Raw genomic sequence first — 25,428 nt, forward strand, 5'->3', positions numbered from 1 at the left:
CAACGGTGTGCTGTCCCCCCTTCTTAGGCAAGTGTCCGGTGTTACACCCCGGCGATCACCTCAGTGCGAAACTCTTCAATGCGGATGTCAGCGACGGTCAGCCCCTGCCCGCCCGTCACCTCGGCAATCACCGCGCCATCAATCAACACATCAGCCCCCAATCCATCATCCCAAGGATCAACCGTCACCTCGGCATCGCCGCCATAAAGGTTGTGATAGGTGTTGGGATTGATAATTATCGCAAGCTCATCTTCGGCCGCATTAAAATCGGTGATGGTGCTCGGCGCGAACACAAGGTCGTTCGCCACCGCGGGAATATCATGTTCGATTGCAAAGACATCCGCGCCCGCGCCACCGGTCATTTCGTTGCCATTCACCGAGACCAAGAGATCGTCGCCATCGCCACCGTTCAAGGTATCCGGCTCGATCACGACGTCGACGCTTTCGTTGTACTGATCGTCATAGGAGTAAACGATTTCGGCCCCCTCGCCGACCAGTGTGTCATCACCGCCCTCACCCAACACCAGATTTTCGCCGCCTTGCGAGCCGGTATCGCCGTCATATCTTGGGCCAGTGTAAATCGTGTCGTCGCCGTCACCGCCGGCGATGGTGTTGTCAAAGGTATTCCCGAATGTGGTGTTCGATGCGCTGCCGTCCTCGAACGAGGTGATTGAGCCATCCTCGGGCAAGCTCTGAACAATATTGATGTCGTCGGTGCTGATATCCTGTCCGCCGGTGATCCGCGCCAAAAGCACGCCATCGTAGAACAGATCGGCCCCGCCGCCGGTGGCCCAATCCACCAAGGTCAGATCGCCGCCGTCCTCTTGTATCACGTTCAGCGTGATCTCGAGCGTGTCCTCTGCCGGGTTGAAATCCAACAGCTCGACCGGCGCGTCGCCAACGGTGGTTTCCATCCACAGCTCATCGGCCCCGGCGCCGCCGGTGATCGTGCTGCCAGCGGTGAAGAACAGCGAATCATCGCCGGCACCGCCGTCCATCACGCTTGGCGCTTCGGTCCCGGCAAAGGGGTCGCCAACATCATAGAGCAGATCGTCGCCATCGCCGCCCAGCAGCGTATCTTCACCCGCGCCGTCATAAAGATAGTCCGTGCCGCCGCCGCCAGACAGCAGATCGTCGCCATTGCCGCCGTCGAGCACATCCTCGCCAAAGCCACCGTCGAGCGTATCGTTGCCGTCGCCCCCGGTCAGGTAATCCCAGCCCAACCCGCCGCTGAGGAAATCATCGCCGTCGCCGCCATAGACGGCATCATCCTCGAGATCGCCATACAGCGAATCGTTGCCGGCAGCGCCAAAGATTTCATCAAAGCCGGAGAGGCCGCGAATGGAATCGTCACCCGGCGTGCCATCGATCAGGTCGCTGAACTGGCTGCCAAAGATGGTGTCTGACGATGTGTTGCCCTCGCCGGGATCTGTTTCATCACCGGGGTCCGTTTCGGGGGTTTCGTCCGAGTCATCGTCATCAAAACCACCGAACAAAAACGGCAGGCCCAGAAACAAGGCACCCAACAGAAATACTTCCATGACCAAAATCCTTGATAAAACAAATATCAGGTTAAAGGCGAGTGGATTAAAGTCAAGCTTTTGAGAGTCTTGGCGTCAGCGCGTTAATTCCGTTGCCGGGCGGCGCATAATCCACCCGGCAACGGCTTATTGTTTCCAAATCGAGATCAACCCAGGACTGATGAGACCGCCACACGAGTCTTTTCCGCGATCTCGTCGGCTTCGCTTGGGGTGAGGCAGAACGGCGGCGCAAAGCCAAGGATATCGCCCTGCGGCATCGCGCGGCCAATCACCCCCTGCTCTAGCAGTGCGGCGGCAACGCGCGGCCCAACCTTTTCCGAGGCGTCAAAGAAGCTGCGGCTGTCGCGGTCTTTCACGAACTCCACGGCACACATCATGCCCTCGCCGCGAATCTCGCCAACATGGGCATGATCGCCCAGCGCCTCGGCCATCACCTTGTTAAGGTAGGCCCCGGTTTCGCCCGCGTTCATCACCAACCCGAGTTGGTCAAGCAGCTTGAGATTGGCGACCCCGGCAGCAGCCCCGATGGGGTGGGCGGAATAGGTCCAGCCGTGGCCAATGGGGCCGTTTTCATCGGTCCCCTGCTCCAAAACCTTCCACATCTTATCGCTGACAATCGACCCGGACAGCGGCGCATACGCGCTGGTCAGACCCTTGGCGATGGTGATCAGGTCAGGCTTTAGCCCGTAGTGATCCGACCCCATCATCGTGCCAAGACGGCCAAACCCGGTCACAACCTCATCCGCCACAAGCAGGATGTCGTGCTTTTGCAGCACCTCCTGAATGGCGGCCCAATAGCCTTCGGGCGGCGGCACAATGCCCCCGGTGCCCAAGACCGGCTCACCGATGAAGGCGGCGATGGTGTCGGGCCCTTCGCGTTCAATCATCGCTTCCAGTTCGGCCACGCAATGCGCAACAAAATCAGCTTCGCTCTGGTCCAGATCATCGCGGCGGAAGTAGTACGGCGCTTCGGTGTGCAGCACCTGCGACAGCGGCAGATCGAACTTCTTGTGGAACAGCTCCAACCCGGTGAGCGAGCCGGTGACAAGCCCCGACCCGTGATAGCCACGCCAGCGCGAGATGATCTTCTTCTTCTCGGGGCGGCCAAGGATGTTATTGTAATACCAGATCAATTTGACATTGGTTTCATTGGCGTCGGACCCGGACTGGCCAAAATAAACCTTCGACATGTGGTCGGGCGCGCGATCAAGGATCATCTTGGCCAAGGTGATCGAGGCTTCGGTGCCATGCCCGACATATGAATGATAATAGGCCAGCTCATGCGCCTGCGCGGCAATGGCTTCGGCGATCTCGGTGCGGCCGTAGCCGACGTTGACGCAGTACAGCCCGGCAAAGGCATCTAGCAGGCGATTGCCGTCACGGTCTTCGATATGGCACCCGTCGCCGGTCGTGATGACCCGATGCGCCACGTTGCCCCGCGCAAATTCTGCCAAATGGGTGGAGGGGTGAAAAAAGTTCTCACGGTCCCATTGTTCCAGCATGTCGTTCTTTAGCATCTTGGTCCTTTCCTTCGTAATCTCACGGGCCAAATTTCTTTAGAAGAAATTTGCAAAAATCTTTTAAAGATTTTTGGTGCGTTACGCCCAGTCTCGGCAAACGTATTTGATCTCGGTGAAAGCCTCCATCCCCTGACGCGCCCCTTCGCGGCCAAGGCCCGATTGCTTCATCCCGCCAAAGGGGATCGGCGCGCCGGTCACTTTGGTTCGGTTGACCGCGACCATGCCGAACTGCAGCGCCCGGCTGACGCGGTAAATGCGGCGCGGGTCAAGCGAATGGACATAGGCCACCAGCCCGAATTCGGTGTCATTGGCGCGTGCGATCACCTCGGCTTCGCTGTCAAAGGCCACAATTGGCGCGACCGGTCCAAAGGTCTCGCGGTGCAGGATTTCCGCATCCGCAGGCACATCCACCAGCACCGTCGGCTGGTAAAACAATTGACCCAAAGGATGACGCGCCCCCCCGGTCAACAGCCGCGCGCCTTTGGCCAAAGCATCCGCCACCTGTGCCTCTTGCTTGGCCACGGCGGCTTCGTTCATCAACGGGCCGATGTCAGGATCGTCCATGCCGCGCCCCACCGTCAGAGCCTGCGTCGCGGCGGTGAATTTCGCGCAGAACGCATCATACACGCCCCGTTCCACGAAGATCCGGTTCGCCCCAAGACAATCCTGCCCCGAGGTGGCAAACTTGGCCTTGATCGTCTCCGCCACCGCCTGATCCAGGTCGCAATCATCAAACACGATCACCGGCGCGTGCCCGCCAAGCTCCAGCACCAGTTTCTTCACCGTCGCCGCCGATTGCCGATACAGCAGCCGCCCCACCTCGGTTGATCCGGTAAACGACAGCACCCGCACGCGCGGATCCTCGCACCACTCCGCCACAATCTCCGGCGCATCCCCCGTCACCACGTTGAACACGCCCGGTGGAAACCCGGCCCGCTCGGCCAGCTCCGCCAACGCCAGCGCGGAAAACGGCGTCTCGGCCGAGGGATGCGCGACGACGGTACAGCCAGCGGCCAAAGCCGCGGCCGCCTTGCGGGTCAGCATGGCACAGGGAAAGTTCCACGGCGTGATCAGCGCCGCCACCCCCACCGGCTCGCGCCACAGCTCAACCTCCGCATCGGGCAAATGGCTGGTGACGCCTTCGATATTCGGACGCCGGGTTTCCTCGGCATAAAACTCGACAAATGACGCGGCATAATCGATCTCGCCGCGCGCCTCGGACAGCGGTTTGCCCTGCTCTAGCACCATCAACCGCGCCAGATCCTCGCGGTGCTCCAAGATCAAGTCATGCCACCGCCGCAACAGCCGGGCCTTGTCTTGCGGCAGAGTCAGTGACCACGCGGCAAACGCAGTCTGCGCCGCGTCCACCGCAGCGCGCGATTGCGTGGCCGAAAGGCTGGCCACCTCGCCCAAAACCTCGCCACTGGCCGGATCGCTCACGGCAATCACGGTGCCAGAGTCACTGCCGGTCCATTTGCCATCAACATAGGCGAAACTGCGGATCAGCCGGGCGTCGTTGAGATCAGCGGTGATACGAGCAGGATGATGGGTCATGGCGGCACTCCCTGTTGGCGGTTGCCCTCAGGATCACCTCATTCACAAGGCAGATGTGCCTGAATCATTTGACCGTAGAAGAGGATCCCTCTGCCACACACCCCCAAACAGAGGATTCCTCTCCACCACGCACCCCTGCTTCTTCTGTTCAAAAATACCTTGGGGGGCCGTCTATTGAGCGCCATTGGTTCAAGCCCAATGGACGGCGGGCAAAGCCCCCAGCTCGTCGACACGCGCAGGCGTGGCGAAACTCACGCCCTACCGCCGCAACAAAACGTCCAGCGGCGGCGGCCCGTCGCCCTTCACCGCCTTGGTCACAATATAGGAATAGTACCGCGCAAGCCCGATCTCACGCTCCAACAGATCGTCCATCAACCGCTGAAACCCGTCGACATCGGCGCAGGTGATCTGCAACAGGTAATCATACCCCCCGCCCAGCGCCCAACAGCCGGTGATTTCGTCGACCCCGCGCACCGCAGCCTCAAACCGGTGAAAGCTGGCGGCGGTGTGGTCCTTCAACTCGGCCACAACGAACACATTGGTGTGGGGGGCCACCTTTCGCAGGTCGAGCCGGGCGGTGTAGCCCTCGATCACGCCGCTGTCTTCCAACTTGCGCAGCCGGTTCCAGCAGGGCGTCGGCGACAGGCTCACCTGCTCGGCCAGCGCCGTCTTGGAAATCCGCCCCTCGCGCAACAGCACCTTGAGGATATCGATATCACGGTCGTCCATGGCCATCCTTCACGCCTTGATCCGGGTGCCTGCCTCACCCAGCCGGGCAAAGACATGGGCCGCAATCGCAGTGTCCTGCGCGCCGGTGCCGGTGAGATCGCAGATCGTCACCTGCGGCCGCGCGGCCCCCCCCTGCGCAATGATCTCACCCAGTTCGGGCGGCACCAAATCATGCAAAACCCCCACCGCGCGCGCGCCGCGCAATTCGCCCAAGGCCGCGCATTGGCTCACCCGGTCGCAAACATAAAGATCGGCCGCCGCCAATGCCTGCGGCGCGATCTCGCATTTTCCAGCCTGATCCGATCCCATCGCCGTGATGTGCAGCCCGTCGTGCAGCCATGCGGCCTCGATCAACGGCGCGCGGGCGGGCGTGCTGGTGACAACCAACTGGCTTTCGCGCACCAAAGCCTCGCAGGAGGGGGCCACCAAAGCCTCCACCCCCAGAGACGTGCGCAGATCAGCGGCGCAGGCGGCGGCCTTCTCGGCAGTGCGGCCCCAAACCAGTACGCGAGTGAAAGGCCGCACCAAATGCGCCGCCTGCATTTGCAGCCGGGCCTGCACCCCGGTGCCGATGACACCCGCTGTTTCAACCTGCGTCGGAGCCAGATGGCGCGCGGCCACAGCCCCGGCGGCGGCGGTGCGAATGTCGGTCAGATAGCCATTGTCGAGGAACACCGCCTCGACCAGCCCGGTCTTTGCCGACAGCAGGATCATCAACCCGTTGAGCGACGGCAGGCCAAGCTTGGGATTGTCAAAGAAACCGGGGCTGACCTTAATCGCGAAACCGTCAAAGCCGGGGATATAGGCGGTCTTCACATCGACCTCGCCGTGCACCTCTTCCAGCGCCATCGACAGCACCGGCGGCATCACCACATCGCCCCGCGCCAAGGCCACAAAGGCGCGCTCGATCACATCAACGGTTTCGATGTCCAGCGCCACCACAGAGCGCAATTCGGCCTCGGTCACGATACGGATGTCACGGCTCATAGCGCCTTCCTTTCACGGTGATATCGCCCAGGGTCACGTCCTGCCCCGAAATGACAGCGGTGAATTGCGCCATGTCGACATTGCGCCCAGTGATCACCGTCGCACAGGGGCCGTTCAGCGCCACTTTGCCCGCCAGACAGGCCGCCAATCCGACGACCGAGGCCCCCTCGGCCACCAGCCGGTCTTCGAAGTAAAGCACTTGCATGGCGTGATAAATCTCGTCTTCGCTGACCAACACCAACTCGTCCAGCAGGTCGCGACACAGGGCAAAGGACAGCCGGTTCTGCAACCCGATGCCGCCCCCCAGACTGTCGGCGAGACTGGCAACTTCGGTGACATCCACCGGCCTGCCTGCGTCAATCGAGGCTTTCATCGCGGCGCCCCTGTCCATCGTCACCCCAATCAGGCGGATGCCGGGGCGCAGAGCGCGGGCCGCGACAGCGATGCCTGCGGCCAGCCCGCCACCCGACAAGGGGATCAAAAGCGTGGTCAGATCCGGGCGCGCCGCGAGCATTTCCAGCCCGGTGGTGCCCTGCCCCGCGATCACCGCCGCATCGTCAAACGGCGAAATCTCGACCAAGCCCTCTTCGGCTGCCAAGGCCCGGCTTTCTGCCTGCGCCGCATCCTGCGAGCGGCCTTTGATGCGCACCTCACCGCCCAAGGCGCGGATGCCGTCAATCTTGGTCTGCGGCACCAGCTCCGACATGCAGATCACCGCCCGCATCCCCGCCCGTGCCGCCGCCCAGGCCACGCCGCGGCCGTGGTTGCCTGTCGAGCAGCAAGTGACCCCACGCGCCCCGGCAGGCAGCAGTGCCACAGCGTTCACCGCGCCACGCAGCTTGAACGCTCCGATCGGCTGGGCCAGTTCGAGCTTGAGCAGAAACGCCTGCCCGGTGGCCCGCGCCATAAACGGCGAGGGCACCAGCGGGGTCGCGTCCGCAAGGCCACGAATATTGGCCTGCGCCGCCAGAATATCGGCATGGGTCACAGTCATGGCGCGACGGTTTCACGCGGACCGGGCGAATGCAAGTTGGCCCGGCCTCAGACCTCAAGCACGCCCTGCAACAACGGGTCAATCAGCCCGGCGCTGCGCAGGTTCTGGGCGGGATAGTCGCGGCCATTGCGATACCGGTCAAAATTGAAGCCCGGTTCCAACTGTTTGAGCTCAGCCAGATACCGGCGGGCCCCTTCGATATCGCCGGCACGGGTACACAGCGCCACGAGCTGACGCCGGGGGGTGGCGAAATTCGGCGCGAACGCCCCGCCGCGCGCGGCGGTTTCACGCGCCTCCTCAAATCGTCCGGCCGAGATACAAATCAGGGTATGATAGAGATCCCACAGGTGGCGAAACCCGTCGTCGGGCAGCGCCCGCTGGCACGAGGATGACAGCGCATAAGCGGTCTCGGTTTCGCCCAGCGCGCTTTGCGCCAGCGCCGATGTCTGGCGGACCAACAGGCTGGTGCCGTTCCAGCGCAGCGCCTCTTGCGCCAGATCCGCCGCCGCTTTGGGCGTGTCGTCCAGCATGATCCGGGTCAGGGCGACCAGTGCGATGGCCAACCCGTTGTCGCGCGCACCATCAAGGGCCATCGCCGACAGCGTGCCCATTTCGGCCAGCCACGCCTGTTGATCTCCGGGGGCATTTTCAAGCAGTTGCGCCATGCGCACAAAGGCACGCAGCGCAAGGTACACGCCGTTGCCGTCCGCCTCATGTGCTTGGCGAAACAAGTCCTGCGCGTCCTCGAACGCCTGCGGATTGAAATGCACCAGCTTGCGCAGACCAAGGCTGGAAAACCCGGATGCGGCGGCTTCGGGCCGGCCCAAATCGATCATCGCAGGCAAACGGTGTACGATGCGCAAGGCGGCAGAATACACCAGCCCGGCAATGGTATCGGAGGCAAGGATATCCGCCGCCGACCCGACCACGATGCGATGATCAGAGAACAGCACCTGGCCATCGCCGCCACGCTCGGCCCGCAGCAGCGCCAGAACACCGGTGCCGTCGTCGACCAGATCACAGCGTATCTCGATATCCGGCCCGTCGTCCTGAAAGCCCTTGCCGCCAGCGGAAAACCGCAGGATCGACAGCCCGTCTTCAAGGTTGCGAGCCACTTGATCCGCGATGATCTGGCCGGTCAGCCGCTCGGCGGATGTGCCGATCTCGGACATCGCCGCACGCACCGTCATGGGGCGGTGCTTTGGGCCGGTGTGGCCCGGAGCATGGGCCATTATCGTGGGCCTTGTGCGCAACCGAAGCTCGCGCCGCCACGCGTCAAATGCCGGATCTTTGAGGTTCAGCCCCTCCAGCAGATCGCGGCTTGCATCCCGCAGGTCTGAGTTGGGATCAAGATCGGTTGTGACCGTGCCGGGCTCCATCCAGACATGCAGCCGGTCCGCAAGGAGTATCCCGGGGGCAAAGCACGCCCGCACCTCGGTCAGGGTCTGGCGCAGGCTGCCCCCGGCCTGGGTCTGGGAACGGGCGCTCCACAGCTTTTGTTGCAGCCACCGCCGCCCGCGCCGCATGTCACTGGCTTCGCAGACAAGCGCCAAAAGCCCCTGCGCCTTGGTGCCGCGTGGTGTCACGTCTTGGCCGTCCGGGGCCTGCACGCTGAATGTGCCGTAATAGCGCACTTGGTACGGTTTGCGCTGCATGGTGCGGAGGTCCTCGGTCAATTTTTTACCGTCGTTAACCATCGCATGTTTCGGGTGACAACTTAACGTCACGTGATCGTGAATTTATCGTCAAAGTATGGGCGCGCGCGGCCCGGCTTTAATAATCGTGAAACTTTCGTAAAACGTGGAGTTGAACGCGCCATTCACTTAAGGTTGAGTTGACTGCGGCTGGAACCTTCCCGATGGTGCGCATGTAACGTACGAGTTCTGCCCGAAGCACCTGGCCATTGGCGGTGCCGCCCTCAAAAGCGGTGCCATCCGCGGGCATCGGTGTTTCGGGCAGTTGTTTGCGCAGTTGTTGCCCCTGACGCTTAGCTGCGCATTCTCTCGCTTTTCGGGTCATACATCGGGCGCAAGGACGCCTCGGCCTGCACCCGCGTGCCCGCCACGTCGATCTCATAGCGAGAGGCCAGAACCTCAGCCGCAGATTCGCCTGCGCAGGGCACATAGCCAAGGCCAATGGCCGCGCCCAAGTGGTGGCCATACGCCCCCGACGACAGGAAGCCGACAATCTCGCCATCCCGCAGCACCGGTTCGTTGTGATAGAGCAGCGGCTCGGGGTCGGTGAGGCGGAATTGCAGCAGGCGCTTTTGCAGGCCGTCGTCCTTTTTGCGCAGCACCGCGTCGCGGCCGATAAACGCGGGTTTGTCGGTCTTGACCGCAAAGCCAAGGCCCGCCTCAAGCACATGATCTTCGCAGGTGATGTCATGGCCGAAGTGGCGGAACCCCTTTTCGATCCGGGCGCAATCCATCATGTGCATGCCGCAGAGTTTCAGCCCGTGATCGGCGCCCGCTGCGTCGAGCACATCGAACACATGCGCGGCCATGTCGGAGCTTATGTAGACCTCCCACCCCAGTTCACCGACGTAAGACACCCGGTGCGCGCGGGCGAGGGCCATGCCGATCTCGATGTTCTGCGTGGTGCCGAAGGGGTTGACCTCGTTAGAAAAATCATTGGGTGAGACCGATTGCATCAGCGCGCGCGCATTGGGCCCCATCACCGCCAGAACCGCTTCGCCAGCGGTGACATCGGTGATCACCACCTGATGCGCGCCTGCGTGACGGCGCAGCCATGTCTCATCCGCCAGCCGCGTGGCGGCGGGGGTGACGACCAGATAGGCGGTGTCGGTCAGGCGGGTGACGGTGACATCCGCCTCGATCCCGCCGCGCGCGTTCAGGAACTGGGTATAGACAATGCGGCCCGGTTGCACCGCCATCTGCGCGCCGCAGACGTGGTTGAGGAAGGCTTCGACATCGGGGCCTTCGACGCGGATCTTGCCGAAAGAGGTCATGTCGTACATGCCAACGGCGGTGCGCACGGCGCGGTGCTCCTCGGCGACGTTGTCAAAGAAAGTCTGGCGTTTCCATGAATATTGATAGGTCGGTTCCTGACCGTCGTGGGCGAACCAATTGGCGCGTTCCCAGCCTGCCAATTCGCCGAAAACCGCGCCACGCTCGGCCAGTTGATTGTAGAACGGCGAGCGGCGGATGCCGCGTGCGGTGGCTTTTTGCCGGTAAGGGAAGTGGTCGGCGTAAAGCAGGCCAAGCGTTTCCTTGGAGCGTTCAAACAGGTAGTGTCGGTTGCCCTGAAACGGAGCCATGCGGGCGATATCGACATCGCCAAGATCAAACGGCTTTTCGCCGCTGTCCATCCATTGCGCCAGCGCCATGCCCGCGCCACCGGCCGACTGGATGCCGATGGAGTTGAACCCGGCGGCGACCCAGACGTTGTCCATCCCCGGACAAAGCCCGAGGTGATAGGCATCATCGGGGGTAAAGCTTTCGGGGCCGTTAAAGAAGGTCTGAATGCCCGCTTCGGCCAGCATCGGCATCCGGGTGACGGCGTTTTCGAGGATCGGCTCGAAGTGGTCGAAATCTTCGGGGAGCTGGTCGAACTCAAAGCTGTCGGGAATGCCTTTCATGCCCCACGGTTTGGACTGAGGCTCGAAGGCACCGAGCAGGATTTTGCCCGCGTCTTCCTTGTAATAGGCGCATTCGTCCGGCACCCGCAGCACCGGCATCTGCGTTAGCCCCTTGATCGGTTCAGAAACGATATAGAAGTGTTCGCAGGCGTGCAGCGGCACATTGGTGCCCAGCATCGCGCCAACCTCGCGGCCCCACATTCCGGCGCAGTTGATGACGTGGTCACAGGCGATATGGCCGGCGCTGCCATCCTCGCCCTGCCAATCAACGCCGGTGATGCGGGTGCCGGCGCGGGTGACGCCGGTGGCCTTGGTGCGCTCGGCCACGGTGGCGCCGCGCTGGCGTGCGCCCTTGGCCAAGGCCAGCGCGATATTGCCGGGATCGCCCTGCCCGTCTTTGGGCAGGTAAACGCCGCCGGTCACGCCATCGAGGTTCAGGTGTTCATAGCGTTGGCCGATTTCGGCGGGCGAGATTTCTTCGATCTCGACACCAAAAGCGCGGGCCATTGCGGCGGAGCGTTTGAGCTCTTCCATCCGCTCTTCGGTGAGCGCGACGGTGATCGACCCCACCCGTTTGAAGCCAGTGGCGAGGCCGGTTTCCTGCTCAAGCGCGCCGTAGAGTTCCTGAGAATATTTCGCCAGCTTGGTCATATTGGCGGTGGCGCGCAGTTGCGCGATCAGGCCGGCGGCGTGCCATGTGGTGCCACAGGTGAGCTGTTTACGCTCGAGCAGCACCACGTCGGTCCAGCCGAGTTTCGTCAGGTGATAGGCGACCGAGCAGCCGATGACGCCGCCCCCGATGATGACCGCGCGAGACTGGGTGGGGAGATTGGGCATGGCAGTGCTTCCGTTTCTGAGCGGAGTAGCGGGGGCCAGCCCCCGGACCCCCGGGATATTTATAAAGCCAGAGAAGGATCAGGTGATGGTGTGGCCTGCGGCGCACAGGCGTGTGGCGATTTCCTTGATGTGGGCGGGGCCGACTTCGCAGCAGCCGCCGACGAGTGTGGCCCCTTGGGCGACCCAAGCCATCACGTTGTCGGCGTAGCTGTCTGGCCCCATGTCGCGGCGGGCAGAGAGGGCATCGACAGTGGGGTTGTCCTTGAGGAAGTCCTTGGTGATCTGGGTGAAACCGTTGGCGTAGGCGCCGTATGGCAGGCCGGATTTGGCAAGGGCGTCAAGCGCTTTGGGCATGGCTTCGGGGGCGGAGCAATTGGCCAGCACGGCGGCGGCGCCCATGTCAGCGGCGATGGGGGCGACCTCGGAAACCGGCTCGCCCGAGCGCAGGCGGCTGCCATCTTCGTCATCGACGGTGCAGGCAAGCCAGACCGGTTTGCCGGTGGGCACGGTGGCGGCAAGGATGGCGCGGGCGTGGGTGAGCGAGGCCACGGTTTCGCAGATGATCAGATCGACGCGGGAGGCGTGGAGGCCCGCGATTTCGGCATAGATCGGCACGGCGTCGTCAAAGCTCGGGTGTCTGTCGGGGCGATAGGAGGAGTGGATCGGGCCGATGGCGCTGGCGATCCGGCCAGACCCGTGGGCTTTGCGCGCGGTTTCCGCCTCGGTCAGGGCGAGGTCATGCAGAGTGGCGAATTGCTCTTCGATCCCGGCGTTCACCAGCCTGTCGCGCAGGATAGCATAGGTGTTGGCGGTGGCCACGGTGGCCCCGGCGGCGAAATAATCGGCATGCACCTGCGCCACAAGGCCGGGATGATCGCGCATCACCTGCGTTGACCAAAGCGCCGTTGGGGTGTCGTTCGAGCGTCTGACCAATTCCTGGCCCATGCCGCCGTCAAGAAGGGTGATCTCGGTCATCTGCGTCTCGCTTTCGTTAATGGGGGCGCTGCCCCCCGGCCTTTGGCCGCCCCCCGAGGTATTTTGGAACAGAAGAAGCGCGGGGCTGTGTTATGCCCGGATCCGCGCGTTTTTGGCGTCCCAGAGCGGGGCGTCGGGTTGCACAGTGGCCCGGCAGCGTTTGCCGTAGATGTCGACCTCGACCTCGGTGCCCGCCGCGCCCAGATCACTGCGCAGCATGGCCAGCGCGATGGAGCCGCCGACGCGGTGGCCATAGGTGCCCGACGTGACCTCGCCCACCACCGCGCCATCGTGCCAGATGGTGGCCATATACGGCGCGTCGCACGCGTCGGCCTCGATTTTCAGAGTGGCAAAGCGTTTGGCGCTGCCTTGCTGCTTTTCCGCCTCAAGCGCCGGTTTGCCGGGGAAATCCTTGGACCAGTCGATGAAGCGGTCGAGCCCGCCCTCGAGCAGGGTGTAATCGGTTGAGAGATCGCCTTTCCACGCGCGATAGCCCTTTTCGGCGCGCAAGGAGTTCAGCGCGAACATGCCGAAGGGTTTGGCCCCTGCCCCGGTGATGGCGTCCCAAATCACGGGGGCATCGGCGGTGGCGCAATGCACCTCCCAGCCCAACTCGCCGGCAAAGGACACCCGCAGGAGGGCGCAGTCCTTGCCCGCCACCTGCCCCTCGTAACTGGCCGAGAGCCAAGGTTTGCTCAGGTCATGATCGGTGAGCGGGCCAAGGATCTCGCGCGCCTCGGGGCCGGTGACCAGCAGGCATTCGGCCTCTGCCGTGTGGTCGGTGACGGTGATGCCCTCGGGGGCCTGGCGCCAGAGCAGCTCGGCGTCATGCCACTGCGCGGTGGCGGCGGTGATCAGGCCAACTTCATCGGGGCCATGCACCAGCGCCGTCATCTCGGTCACGATCCGCCCGCGCGCATCGGGGAAATAGCAGAGCCCGACGCGGCCCTTCTTGTGCAAGCGCGAGGCGGTGAGGCTGTCGATATAGTCGCGCGCACCGGGGCCTGTGACCTTGAGCCGCGTGAAGCCACTGATCGCGAGAATGCCGCACGTATCGCGCACAGCTTCGCATTCTTCGCGAATGCGCGGTTCCCACGGGCCGGAGCGCGCCCAAGTGTGCGTCGCCTCCTGTGAGGTGTCATCGCCGGGTTTGGCGAACCAATTGGCGCGCTCCCAGCCGTTGTAATCTCCGAAAACCGCCCCCGCCTCTTGCAGGCGGGAATGCAGCGGCGAGAGTTTGCGGTCGGGGGCGGCGGGCCAGCGGTGATACGGGAAGTGCATGGCGTATTCGTGGCCATAGACCTCCATCGCCTTGGCCTCGCAATACTCCGGGTCGGTGTAATCGGTGTAGCGGCGGGGATCGACGGCCCACATATCCCACTCGGTCGCCCCTTCGGTGACCCACTCGGCCAGCACCTTGCCTGCGCCGCCCGCCTGGGTGATGCCAAAGGTGAAAACGCAAGCCTCATAGGCATTTGGCACGCCGGGCATCGGGCCGATCAGCGGCAACCCGTCCGGGGCATACGGGATCGGGCCGTTGATCACCCGGCCCACGCCAGAGGCCCCAAGGATCGGCACGCGGGCCATCGCATCCTCGATATACCATTCCAGCCGCTCGAGGTCGTCGGGGTAGAGCTGGAACGAGAAATCCTCGGGCATCGGATCGTCGGGCGAGACCCAATGCGCCTTGCAGTTGCGCTCATACGGGCCAAGGTTCAGCCCGGTCTTTTCCTGCCGCAGGTAATACGAACTGTCGACATCGCGCAGGAGCGGCAGCTTGCCATGGTCCTTGGTGTAGGCCTCGATCTCCGGCACCGGCTCGGTGAGGAAATACTGATGGCTCATCACCGTCATCGGCACCGTGCGCCCGCCATAAGGTTTGAACCATTCCCCCACCCGCTGCGCGTAATATCCGGCGGCATTTACCACCTTTTCGCAGGCGATATCGCCCTTGTCGGTGTGCACGATCCATTGATCGCCTTTGCGGGTCACACCGGTGGCAGGGCAAAACCGTTCAATCTGCGCCCCTGCCTGCCGTGCGCCCCGCGCCAAGGCCTGAGTCAATTGCGCCGGGTCGATATCGCCATCGTCGGGATCATAGAGGCCGCCGGCAAGATCATGCGTTTCCATGAACGGATAGCGGTCTTTCATGTCCGACACCTGCATCATCTCAAGGCTGAGGCCCTGATAGTTGCCCATGCTGCACGCGCGTTCAAACTCCATCATCCGTTCGCGCGAATGGCCCAGCCGGATCGAACCGGTGACGTGGTAGTTCATCGGATAATCCACCTCATCCGAGAGGCGGCGATACAGCTCCAGCGAATAGCGCTGCATGTTCATCACCGCCCAAGATGTGGAAAAGTTTGGACAATTCCCCGCGGCGTGCCATGTGCTGCCTGCGGTCAACTCGTTCTTCTCCAACAGGACCACATCCCAGCCCGCCTTGGCGATATGATAGGCGCAAGAGGCACCAACGGCACCGCCGCCGATGATGACCACACGGGTCTGGGTTGGGAAATCGCTCATGTCATGCGTCCTGTGGCTTGCGGTGTCAGTGTCAGTGTCAGTGTCAGTGTCAGTGTCAGTGTCAGTAAATCGGCGGGGCAATCACCCAGATCGCAACTGCTTTGGCGTCATGCGGGTTGATCCAGCGGAAGGGCTCGCCTCGAATGCGGAAACTGTCGCCGGGGCTAAGGGAAAAGAGGCGGCCTGCGATCTCAAGATCAAGCTGGCCCGAGATGAGATAGCCCACCTCCTGCGTCGGGCGGGTGACAGGCTCGGTCAGCGCGCTGTGCGGTTGGAAAGTGGAATGCACCACCTCGAAATCATCGGTGAGGTCAGGCGACAGCAACTCTTCCACCAGCCCGGCCTCGCCAGAGCCAAGCGGGCGGCGCGCATCCATGCGCACAATCAGACCGACCTCATCGGCCGGCGCGGGCGCATGACCAAACAGCATCGACAGCGGCGCATCCAAAGCGGCCCCGATCTGGCGCAGATCGTCGATCGACGGCGCGGACAAATCCCGCTCGACCTGACTCAGCCAGCCAACCGAACGCCCCAGCCGCGCTGCCAAATCCGCCAAGGTCAACCCACGCGCCCGGCGCAAGGCACGCAGATCTACGCCAAGGCTCTGGCTCTGAGGGGTCTGATGTTCCAACGCACCGTCCGTGAAAATAGTCTCTACTTTTTCACGCTGCCCCAGCTCATGAAATTTAGCAAGAAAATTTCACGCCGCATCGCGGCACTCACAGATGGCCGAAAACCTGCGCAAGCAATGCGCTTAAACCCTCAGCATCATCTTGCGTAAAGGCCCCCGGCTGATCACTGTCGATGTCGAGCACGCCAATCAGGCGGCCCTCCCCTGTGACAACCGGAAGAACAATCTCCGACCGGGTTGAACTGGCACAGGCGATATGGCCGGGAAACGCGTCCACATCCTCCACCAGCTGCACCTCACCAGTGCGCGCCGCCGCGCCACAAACACCGCGTGAAAACGGAATACTCAGGCAGCCATGCCCGCCCTGATACGGCCCAATCTTGAGCATCTCAGGCCCGGTCACCCGGTAAAACCCGGTCCAATCAAACCGATCATCCGCATGATGCAACTCACAGGCCATCGTGGCCATAAGAGCGACCTCATCGCTCTCATTCTCGGTCAGCGCGGCCAAAGTCTTGGCGATCTCGGAGTAGTTAATACGTGTCATGACACCACCTTATCACAGTCCCAAACGCAAAAAAGCCGAGGCACATCCCCCGGCTTCTTCTGTTTCTAAATACCTCGGGGGGAGGCCGCAGGCCGGGGGGCAGAGCCCCCCACTGTCGACGTGCGCAGGCACGGCGAAACCCAAAAGGGTCAGACCTCTTTCTTCAGCGTCTCCACCAGATCGGTCTTTTCCCAGCTAAATCCGCCATCCGCTTCCGGTTCGCGGCCAAAGTGGCCATAGGCGGCGGTGCGTTCATAGATCGGCTTGGCCAGGTCCAGATGCTCGCGGATGCCGCGTGGCGTCAGGTCGAACGCCTTGGGAATCACCGCCTCGATGGCCTCGACATCGACTTTTTCGGTGCCATAGGTATCGACGTAAATCGACAGCGGCTTGGCCACGCCAATGGCATAAGACAGCTGCACGTTGCATTTGTCCGCCAGCCCGGCCGCCACAATATTTTTCGCCAGATAGCGCGCCGCGTAGGCGGCCGAACGGTCGACCTTGGTCGGATCTTTGCCCGAGAAGGCCCCGCCGCCGTGGGGGGCCGCGCCGCCGTAGGTGTCGACGATAATCTTGCGCCCGGTCAGGCCCGCGTCGCCATCCGGCCCGCCAATCACGAAGGTGCCGGTGGGGTTCACCCACCATTCGGTGTCTTCGCTGATCCAGCCCGAGGGCAGGACTTCGCGGATATAGGGCTCCACAATTGCACGAATGTCGTCCGAAGTCTGGTCTTCGCTCTCGTGCTGGGTCGACAGCACAATCGAGGTCACGCCCACCGGCTTGCCATCTTCATAGCGCACCGAGATCTGCGATTTCGCGTCAGGGCGCAGGGTCGGCTCGGCCCCGGATTTGCGCGCCTCGGTCAGGCGGCGCAGGATGGCGTGCGCATATTGGATCGGCGCGGGCATCAGCTCGGGCGTTTCGTTGGTGGCGTAGCCAAACATGATGCCTTGGTCGCCAGCTCCGTCGGTGTTCACACCCTGGGCGATATGCGCCGATTGCTCATGCAGGAAGTTCAGCACATGGCAGGTGTTCCAGTGGAACTTTTCCTGTTCATAGCCAATGTCGCGGATGCAATCGCGCGCGATCTGGCCGATGCGGCCCATGTAGTTTTTCAGCAGTTCCTGATCGGTCAGCCCGACCTCGCCGCCAATGACCACAAGGCCCGAGGTGGCAAAGGTTTCACAGGCGACGCGGGCCATCGGATCTTCGGACATCAGCGCATCAAGCACGGCGTCAGAGATCCGGTCACAGACCTTGTCGGGGTGGCCTTCGGACACGGATTCGGAAGTGAAGATATAATTCTTACGAGACATGGGGATCGCTCCATTGGATGACGCGTCACGCCAGGAAGCCGTTGTGACGCCCGATTAAAACGCTGCGCTACGCGGCGGGCCCTGGGCCGTCAATCAATATTGCGCCAACGCGGCAATATTGCGCCCATGGCGAGCAGAACCAGCAACACCAAAAGCGGCAAATCACCGGTTCTGGCATAGACCGTCGGCGGCAGCGCGGCGGGCAGCCTTACATCAAGATAGCCAGCCTCGCCAAGTGGCAGCGCGTTCAGCACCCGGCCCTTGGCGTCGATCACCGCCGAGACGCCAGTGTTGGCCACCCGCACCATCGGCAAGCCGCTTTCAATCGCCCGCATCCGGGCCTGCGACAGGTGCTGATACGGCCCGGTCAAGGCACCGAACCAGGCGTCATTGGTCAGTTGGATCATCACATCGGGCCGTGGCGTGTGGCGGGCGTATTGCGGAAACACCGCCTCGTAACAGATCAGCGGCAGCGCCGTGGCAAACCCAAGATCGAGCAGTTGCGGCCCCGGCCCCGCGCTGTACCCGGTGTCGACCCGCGCAGCGAGGCCCGCGATGCCGAGCCGCTCCCAAAAGGCGGGAAACGGCATGTATTCGCCAAACGGCACGAGGTGAAATTTGTCATAGACCTGCCCGGCGGTGCCAGTCTCATCAACCACCACTGCCGAATTGTAGTAATTGCGCCCCTCCGAGCGCTGGATGCCGAGCAAAAGCGGCACGCCGCCCGACTCTTCCGAAATATAGGCCAGCGTGTCAGCCGCCTCTTCAAGCAGCACCGGCACCGCGCTTTCGGGCCAGAGGATCAGGTCGGGGCGCGGGCCTTGGGCCGAGAATTCCACCATGCGGTTGAAAAACACCGGGATCATGTCGCGATCCCACTTCTGATCCTGCGGCGCGTTGGGCTGGATCAGACGCAACACCGGCGCGTCTGCGGCTGTGTCTGGCGCAACACGCGCGTCGATGGTGACGGCCCCGTACCAGAGCAGACCGCCGAGGCCGACGGTCAGGCCAAAGACCTTGCCGGCCTTGGGCCAAGCGCGGTGGGCTTCGAACCGCTGCCAGAGAAACACCGGCAAGGCGGCCATAGCGAAGGTTAGCGCGGTCAGGCCATATGGCCCCACCACAGCAGCCAGATGGGCGAAGTCCGTGTCGGTCCAAATATAGCCGACCAGCGCCCATGGAAAGCCGGTCAACACATAGCCACGTGCCAGTTCGACCAGCGTCAGGGCCAGTGCCAGCCGCAACGCGCCGCCGCCAAACCGCCGGGCGAGCCAAAAGGCCAGCGCCCAGAACAGCGCCAACCCGCCCGCCAATCCGATGAGGCCGAAGGGGGCGAGCCAGCCGTAAATCTCGGGTTCAACAAAGAACGGCTCGACGATCCAGTTCAGACCCGCGCCGAAATATCCGGTGCCCGCCAACCAACCAAGGAACGCAGCCTGTCGGGGGGTGGTGTTAAGCTGGGACAGAGCGAAGATCGCGATCAGCGCCGGGAACGCCAGACCGACCCAGCCCAAGGGGGCCAAGCCGCTGGCAAGCGCGATGCCCGAAAGCACCGCGCAAAGCATCCGCCGCCAGGGTCTCTGGCCAATCCAGTGGGCGGCGCGCTGCATTCTTTATCCGGCGTTGACCGCTGGGGTGTCGGCGGGAACCGCAGGCGCAGGCGGGCTTGCATGCAGACGCACGCGAAGCCGTTTGATGCGGCGCGGATCGGCGTCGACCACCTCGAACTCTGGCCCCTCGGGGTGCGGCACCATTTCGCCGCGCGCAGGCACATGCCCCGCGAGCACAAACACCAGCCCGCCGAGCGTGTCGATCTCTTCTGCGTCGACCTCATCGGTGGCGGTCAGGTCCATGCCAATCGCGGCCTGAAACTCATCAAGCGGCGTTTTGGCCAGCGCCAGGTAGGTGCCCGCCTTTTCCAGCGTCCAGAACTTGTCTTCGTCGAGATCGTGTTCATCCTCGATCTCGCCGATCACCTGTTCGATCAGATCCTCGATGGTGGCCAGGCCGTCGACCCCACCGTATTCATCGATCACGAGGGCCATGTGGCGCCGCTCGGCCTGCATCTTGGTGAGCAGGATGCCGATGGGCATCGAGGGCGGCACGTAAAGCAGCGGGCGCAGCAGCGCCTTGAGCGAGAACCGCCCGCCCTTGCCGTTGAAGCCATGCTTGAGCGCGAAATCCTTGAGGTGGATCATGCCGACGGGGGTGTCGAGCGTGCCGTTGAAAACCGGCAGTCGCGACAGCCCGCTGTCACGGAACACATCCACAAGGTCATCGCGGGTGATTGTCGCGGGAACGGCGGTGATGTCGGCCTTGGGCACGGCCACGTCTTCGACCGTCAGGCGACGGAGGTTGATCATGCCATGAGTCATCGGGGCCGGTGCCGGAAGGCTTGCGCCATTGCTGCCGTCATCCGGTGTGTCCGACGGGCTTAGCGCCGAAATGATACGGCCGAAGAAACCGGATTTTGGGGTCGTTTGCGGGTCGGGTTGCGCGCTATGCGCTGCATTAGAGCTTGGGTCTATGTCTTCCATCAATCTGTCCGTCGGGGGCGTACCGTGCCCTATTCAATACTGTATGGGTCAGGAAGACCCAGTTTTTCTAGTATGCCACGTTCATGGGTCTCCATCAAAGTGGCATCGTTGTCGCGGATATGGTCATAGCCAAGCAGATGTAACACCCCGTGAACGATTAAATGTGTGACATGGGCATCAAATCGCTTGTTTTGTTCACTTGCTTCGCGTGCGCAGGTCTCAAATGCGATGGCAATGTCGCCCAAAGGATGGCGATCTTCCGCCGATCCGATGTCTGGCGACTCGGGGGTATCGCCGTCGGCGTCGGGGGCAAGGTCGTCTTCGGGCCAGCTCAGCACGTTTGTGGGCTGCGGTTTGCCGCGAAAATCAGCGTTGAGCCCGGCAATGCGGGTATCGTCACAGCCAAGCACGGCGATTTCGAAGTGATCAGGATCAAGCGAGAGGTGGCGCAGGGTGGCCGCGGCGGCGGTTGCGGCCAAGGTTTCGAGGCCGGCCTCTTGCCAGCGGGGGTCTTCGAGTATCGTGTCTGTGAGCATGTGGCAAATCGCCGGGGCTCTGCCCCGGACCCCGAGGTATTTTTAAACAGAAGAAGGTGGGACCGCGCGTTGCGGCGCGGATGGTGGGAGGCATTGCCGCGTTTGGGCGGCTTGGCCGGCGGTCATGGCGCTTCGGAGTCTTTGTCGTAGGCTTCGATGATCGCGGCGACAAGCGGGTGGCGGACCACGTCCTTGGAGGTGAAGTAGTTGAAGTCGATCTTGGGGATCGCATTGAGCAGCCGTTCGGCATCGGCCAGCCCGGATTTCACCCCGCGCGGCAAATCGATCTGGGTGCGGTCGCCGGTGATCACCATGCGCGAGCCTTCGCCAAGGCGAGTCAGGAACATCTTCATCTGCATCGAGGTGGCGTTTTGCGCCTCGTCGAGCACCACAAAGGCATTGGCCAGCGTGCGACCGCGCATGAAAGCCAGCGGCGCGATCTCGATCTTCTTGTCTTCGAGCAGTTTGGCCAGCTGCTTGGCCGGCAGGAAATCGTTCAGCGCGTCATACAGCGGCTGCATGTAGGGATCGACCTTGTCCTTCATATCACCGGGCAGATAGCCAAGCTTTTCGCCCGCTTCGACGGCGGGGCGGGACAGGATGATCTTGTCGACATGGCCGTTGATGAACATGTTCACGCCCACGGCGACGGCGAGATAGGTTTTGCCGGTGCCCGCCGGGCCGATGCCAAAGGCGAGCTCCTTGGCGAACAGGCTGCGCACATAGGCCTTTTGCGCGTCGGTGCGCGGCTCGACCAGCCGTTTGCGGGTTTTGATTTCGACATTGCCGCCAGGGAACATATCAAGCTGGTCGCCGCGGCGTGAGCCTGCGCCCGCAGCGGCGTCGGAATTGCCCATCCGCAGTTCGCGGTCGATGTCGCCGGTTTCCACCGGGCGGCCCGCCTCGAGCCGTTCGTACAGCGAGGTCAGCACGGCCGCCGCCTGGGCGCGGCCCTCGGCCTCGCCGATCACCACCAGATGATTGCCACGGCGCAGGATCTGCACCGAGAGGCGCTGTTCAATGGCCGCGAGGTTGGCATCGAATTCACCACAAAGGTCGATCAGCAATCGGTTGTCGGGAAAATCGAGCACTGTCTCCTGAAGGGTGTCAGGCGCAGTCGGGTCATCAAGATGCGGTGTGCTCAATTGGGTCTCCGTCGGTATCTTGTGTCTAGCGTGGCCGAGAGCGCGACGCTTGGCAAGAGGCAGGTTGGAAATGTCATCGCAGCTTTACGAAAAACAGCCGCGGATCGGGCTCCGCGGCTGTTTTGCTGATCAGATTGTGATCGGTGGATCAGTTCGGATCGGGAATCGGCGAGCCGCCTTTGAAATCACCGGCGGTGTAGGTCGGCGGGGCAACGCCCGAGCAGACCGGCTTGCCGTATTTATCAAGGCGGTTGACCTGATAGCCTTCGACGCCGTCATCAGAGATCCAGTGGTCACAGCCGTCCGGATCAACAAAGACGCCCCATTTCAGGGTTTTCAGCGAATGGTCGTTGATGCCGCGGTCGATGGATTTGTCCGCAGGATAGCCGCGAATGCCTTCATCACAGCCCGCAACCAAAAGGCCAACGGACAGGGCGGCGCAGAGTTTGACGATTTTCATAGCTCTTCGTCCCCTTACTGGAAGCACAGGATTTCGACGCGGCGATTGCGGGCCATGCCCTCGCGCGTGCCGTTGGTTGCGACCGGAGCGCTTTCGCCCATGCCACGCACATCCGCGACCTTGGCCCCGACGGATTCGGCGACCTTGGCCACCGAGGCCGCGCGGTTATAGCTGAGCCGCATGTTGTAGGAATCGCTGGCGCGGCTGTCGGTGTGGCCCACGATGGCATAAGCAAAGGCCGTCGAGCCCTGGAAGAACGCGCGCAGACGTTCCTTGCCCTGACGGTGGATGCGATAGCTGTCGGTGGCAAAGAACTGGTCGGAATTGATCAGGCCACATGGGTTCACATCGTGGCAGATCGGCGTGCCCTTGCGGGTCAGACGGTTCGAGGCATAGCCCTCTGCGCCATCATCCGAGGCCCAGACTTCGCAGCCGTCCGGGGTGAGCACGATATTGGGAATGTATTGTCCCTTGTCGCGCCCGCGTTGCGATGGTGTATCGCGGCCGAACGCCTGCGCGTCGGCCATTGTTGCGGAAAATAGAGCAACCATGGCAGTGGCGGCGCATCCTATGGTGGCGGCGCGAATGGCTTTGGTGATTAAGGTCCCCACAGCGTCTGTCCCTTTAAAAAAGTGTTTCCCCCGAAAAAGCCCCGGCGCGAAAGAATCGTTCTGCCGCAACTCTAACTCATATTGCAATCAACAGTTTAGCAAACATCTCCAAGGTGTGAAGGAGAAAATCCAGATATTGTGGGTACTTGGAAGGTGTTCCGCAATATCGACACCCCGCGCGGTGATCCGCGGTTGAAAGAGTGGTATTGATGTCAGACGGTTACGCGACACACTTCAAACTGCTCAAAATCCGTTCTGCTTTATATGAGCCGTTGAATTAACCGCATATGGTGGACAATGCGCCCGCTATAGCCGGACTGACGCCGCGGCGGCGACAAAGATAAAAATGTCTTTGGAAAGTCTTAACGGAGCTTTATTCTCTGCAACAGACTCGTCGGCATGTGCCGTCTTGCCCGCCCCTACGGCGCGGGTAAGCGCATGGGCTTGCGGAGGCTGGGTCGAAGAAATCGGCCACCAACCTGGGTTAGGGTATACTATGAAAAAGACATTGGTACTGGCCGCTGTTTGCGCGGCTCTTGCAGCACCGGCCATGGCCGGCGGTAAATATGGCCACAAGAAAGGCCACCACGGCGAAGCGGGTCCGACCGACAACACCATCGTTGTAAGCTGCTTTCGTGGACCGTGGAACGAGGTGATCTGGGACCGGCCCAACGCCGTGTTCATCGACAGCCTCGTGGCCGTGGGCTACGACTTCACCACCGCGCATGCGATCGGCGAACGCGTCTGCCGTGACAAGGCGCTTGTCGGCAATCCCGACGCGCTGAAGGCCACCATGGTGAAAATCTATCGCGATCGGTCATCGCACCGGAAGCACAACTACTGAGTGTCTCTGTCCATCTGAAGGGACGCTGCCAGTCTAAACTAAAAAACGCAGGCGCATCGGATGTGCCTGCGTTTTGCTTTGAGGGGCCTGCCCGGTCGGGGCGGATGCCCGTTAGATCAGCACGCCTGCCAGCGAGTTGGTGACGCTTTCGACGATACGCACGCGGGCCACTTCACCGCGTGCCACCTTGGTGTCCGCGTCGGTGACGTGGACCGCGTGCAGATATTCGGATTTTCCGACCATCTGACCGGGCAAACGCCCAGGTTTCTCAAACAAAACCGAGACGTCGCGGCCAACCATGGCGTCCTGCGTCGCGCGCTGCTGTTGGGTGATCAGGGCCTGAAGCCGCTGGAGCCGGTCGCTTTTGACATCCTCGTCCACCTGATCGCGTTCGGCGGCGGGGGTGCCGGGGCGGGTGGAATATTTGAACGAATAAGCGGTGCCGTATTGCGCCGCGCGGATGATCTCCATCGTGGCTTGGAAATCTTCTTCGGTCTCTTCCGGGAAGCCGACGATGAAATCGCCCGACAGGTGCAGATCGGGGCGCACGGCGCGCAGCCGTTCGATCAGTTTGAGATAGCTTTCGGCGGTGTGAGCGCGGTTCATCCGCTTGAGGATCTTGTCCGATCCCGCCTGCACTGGCAGATGCAGATAGGGCATCAGCTTGTCACAATCGCCATGCGCTTCGATCAGATCGTCGCTCATGTCGTTAGGGTGGCTGGTGGTGTAGCGGATGCGGGCGAGGCCATCGATGTCGGACAGGGCTCGGATCAGCTGGGCCAAAGACCAGTCGCCGCCCAGCCCGGCGCCGTGATAGGCATTCACGTTCTGCCCCAGCAGGGTGATCTCACGCACGCCACGCTCGACCAGATTGCGCGCCTCGTCGAGCACCTGCGTTGCGGGGCGCGATACTTCGGCACCGCGGGTATAGGGCACCACGCAGAAGGCACAGAACTTGTCGCAGCCCTCTTGCACGGTGAGAAAGGCGGTGGGGCCGCGCGCTGCCTTGGGGCGGGATTTCAGATGCTCGAACTTGTCTTCCTCGGGGAAATCGGTGTCGAGCGCCTTGGCCCCGTCGCGGATTTTCGCCTCCATCTCGGGCAGGCGGTGATAGCTTTGCGGACCGACCACCAGATCGACCATCGGCTGTCGGCGCATGATTTCCTGACCCTCGGCCTGGGCCACGCAACCGGCAACGCCGATCTTCAGATCAGGCTTGGCGGCCTTGAGCCCCTTATACCGGCCAAGCTCGGAATAGACCTTTTCCGCCGCCTTTTCCCGGATATGGCAGGTGTTGAGCAGGATCATGTCGGCGTCGTCGGGGGTTTGGGTTTCGACATACCCCTGCCCGCCCAGCGCCTCGGCCATGCGTTCACTGTCGTAGACATTCATCTGACAGCCATAGGTCTTGATAAAGAGCTTTTTCGGGTCGGACATCTGGGCATTCCTTGGGCGCGTCTGAGGGCCGTGCCTACAGCAAAACGACCCACTCTTGCAATGCACACAAAATTCACCGATTCTGTGGCAAAATCTCTGTGCC

At 62.3% G+C, this 25,428-nt stretch carries 21 protein-coding genes and 1 riboswitch; of the genes, 1 reads left to right on the top strand and 20 read right to left on the bottom strand.

Going from position 1 to position 25,428, the window contains the following annotated elements; genetic code table 11:
• Positions 1-41: 41 nt before the first annotated feature.
• From ACW9UO_RS08010 to ACW9UO_RS08100, 19 genes are all read right to left on the bottom strand, one after another.
• Positions 42-1,541, bottom strand: a complete 1,500-nt coding sequence (locus ACW9UO_RS08010; RefSeq protein ID WP_457088440.1) for a calcium-binding protein — start codon at positions 1,539-1,541, stop codon at positions 42-44.
• A gap of 146 nt (positions 1,542-1,687) precedes the next feature.
• On the bottom strand, positions 1,688-3,058 hold the full coding sequence (locus ACW9UO_RS08015; protein ID WP_457088441.1) for an aspartate aminotransferase family protein: 1,371 nt from the start codon (positions 3,056-3,058) through the stop codon (positions 1,688-1,690).
• A gap of 81 nt (positions 3,059-3,139) precedes the next feature.
• Entirely contained in the window at positions 3,140-4,615 is a 1,476-nt protein-coding gene (locus ACW9UO_RS08020; protein ID WP_457088442.1) for an NAD-dependent succinate-semialdehyde dehydrogenase, read from the bottom strand.
• 258 nt (positions 4,616-4,873) lie between these two features.
• Positions 4,874-5,350, bottom strand: a complete 477-nt coding sequence (locus ACW9UO_RS08025) for an Lrp/AsnC family transcriptional regulator (RefSeq protein ID WP_457088443.1) — start codon at positions 5,348-5,350, stop codon at positions 4,874-4,876.
• A gap of 3 nt (positions 5,351-5,353) precedes the next feature.
• Complete coding sequence (locus tag ACW9UO_RS08030; RefSeq protein WP_457088444.1) at positions 5,354-6,331, bottom strand: cyclodeaminase; 978 nt, start codon at positions 6,329-6,331, stop codon at positions 5,354-5,356.
• Positions 6,321-7,325 carry a hydroxyectoine utilization dehydratase EutB gene (eutB, locus tag ACW9UO_RS08035; protein ID WP_457088445.1) on the bottom strand — a complete coding sequence of 335 codons (1,005 nt, stop codon included), beginning with the start codon at positions 7,323-7,325 and terminating at the stop codon, positions 6,321-6,323. Before eutB ends, ACW9UO_RS08030 begins: the two co-directional genes overlap by 11 nt.
• 47 nt (positions 7,326-7,372) lie before the next feature.
• Positions 7,373-9,001, bottom strand: a complete 1,629-nt coding sequence (locus tag ACW9UO_RS08040; RefSeq protein ID WP_457088446.1) for a hypothetical protein — start codon at positions 8,999-9,001, stop codon at positions 7,373-7,375.
• A gap of 311 nt (positions 9,002-9,312) precedes the next feature.
• Positions 9,313-11,760, bottom strand: a complete 2,448-nt coding sequence (locus ACW9UO_RS08045) for a GcvT family protein (RefSeq protein ID WP_457088447.1) — start codon at positions 11,758-11,760, stop codon at positions 9,313-9,315.
• A gap of 78 nt (positions 11,761-11,838) precedes the next feature.
• Complete coding sequence (locus tag ACW9UO_RS08050) at positions 11,839-12,735, bottom strand: homocysteine S-methyltransferase family protein (RefSeq protein WP_457088448.1); 897 nt, start codon at positions 12,733-12,735, stop codon at positions 11,839-11,841.
• A gap of 90 nt (positions 12,736-12,825) precedes the next feature.
• Positions 12,826-15,261: a GcvT family protein gene (locus ACW9UO_RS08055; RefSeq protein WP_457088449.1), complete on the bottom strand. Its 2,436-nt coding sequence runs from the start codon at positions 15,259-15,261 to the stop codon at positions 12,826-12,828.
• A 61-nt stretch (positions 15,262-15,322) separates the two neighbouring features.
• Positions 15,323-15,892 (bottom strand): helix-turn-helix domain-containing protein, encoded by a 570-nt coding sequence (locus ACW9UO_RS08060; RefSeq protein ID WP_457088450.1) that lies wholly within the window; start codon positions 15,890-15,892, stop codon positions 15,323-15,325.
• Between the two features lie 88 nt (positions 15,893-15,980).
• Entirely contained in the window at positions 15,981-16,439 is a 459-nt protein-coding gene (locus ACW9UO_RS08065; RefSeq protein WP_457088451.1) for a GAF domain-containing protein, read from the bottom strand.
• 149 nt (positions 16,440-16,588) lie between these two features.
• On the bottom strand, positions 16,589-17,755 hold the full coding sequence (metK, locus tag ACW9UO_RS08070) for a methionine adenosyltransferase (RefSeq protein ID WP_457088452.1): 1,167 nt from the start codon (positions 17,753-17,755) through the stop codon (positions 16,589-16,591).
• Between the two features lie 6 nt (positions 17,756-17,761).
• Positions 17,762-17,808: riboswitch (SAM-SAH riboswitch) on the bottom strand.
• Between the two features lie 36 nt (positions 17,809-17,844).
• Positions 17,845-19,365 carry an apolipoprotein N-acyltransferase gene (gene lnt, locus ACW9UO_RS08075; RefSeq protein ID WP_457088453.1) on the bottom strand — a complete coding sequence of 507 codons (1,521 nt, stop codon included), beginning with the start codon at positions 19,363-19,365 and terminating at the stop codon, positions 17,845-17,847.
• A gap of 3 nt (positions 19,366-19,368) precedes the next feature.
• Entirely contained in the window at positions 19,369-20,292 is a 924-nt protein-coding gene (locus tag ACW9UO_RS08080; protein ID WP_457088454.1) for a hemolysin family protein, read from the bottom strand.
• A gap of 29 nt (positions 20,293-20,321) precedes the next feature.
• Positions 20,322-20,828, bottom strand: a complete 507-nt coding sequence (gene ybeY / locus ACW9UO_RS08085; protein ID WP_457088455.1) for an rRNA maturation RNase YbeY — start codon at positions 20,826-20,828, stop codon at positions 20,322-20,324.
• Positions 20,829-20,950: 122 nt separating this feature from the next.
• On the bottom strand, positions 20,951-21,973 hold the full coding sequence (locus ACW9UO_RS08090) for a PhoH family protein (RefSeq protein ID WP_457088456.1): 1,023 nt from the start codon (positions 21,971-21,973) through the stop codon (positions 20,951-20,953).
• A 148-nt stretch (positions 21,974-22,121) separates the two neighbouring features.
• Complete coding sequence (locus ACW9UO_RS08095; protein ID WP_457088457.1) at positions 22,122-22,433, bottom strand: hypothetical protein; 312 nt, start codon at positions 22,431-22,433, stop codon at positions 22,122-22,124.
• Positions 22,434-22,447: 14 nt separating this feature from the next.
• The gene (locus tag ACW9UO_RS08100) at positions 22,448-23,044 is read right to left on the bottom strand and encodes an OmpA family protein (RefSeq protein ID WP_457088458.1); all 597 of its coding nucleotides are present in this window, start codon (positions 23,042-23,044) and stop codon (positions 22,448-22,450) included.
• Positions 23,045-23,540: 496 nt separating this feature from the next.
• Between ACW9UO_RS08100 and ACW9UO_RS08105 the strand changes: the two genes are divergently transcribed.
• On the top strand, positions 23,541-23,888 hold the full coding sequence (locus ACW9UO_RS08105) for a hypothetical protein (protein WP_457088459.1): 348 nt from the start codon (positions 23,541-23,543) through the stop codon (positions 23,886-23,888).
• Positions 23,889-23,999: 111 nt separating this feature from the next.
• Here ACW9UO_RS08105 and miaB read toward each other — a convergent pair whose 3' ends face one another.
• Positions 24,000-25,325 carry a tRNA (N6-isopentenyl adenosine(37)-C2)-methylthiotransferase MiaB gene (gene miaB / locus ACW9UO_RS08110; protein ID WP_457088460.1) on the bottom strand — a complete coding sequence of 442 codons (1,326 nt, stop codon included), beginning with the start codon at positions 25,323-25,325 and terminating at the stop codon, positions 24,000-24,002.
• Positions 25,326-25,428: the final 103 nt, after the last annotated feature.

The organism is Marinovum sedimenti (assembly GCF_054052205.1).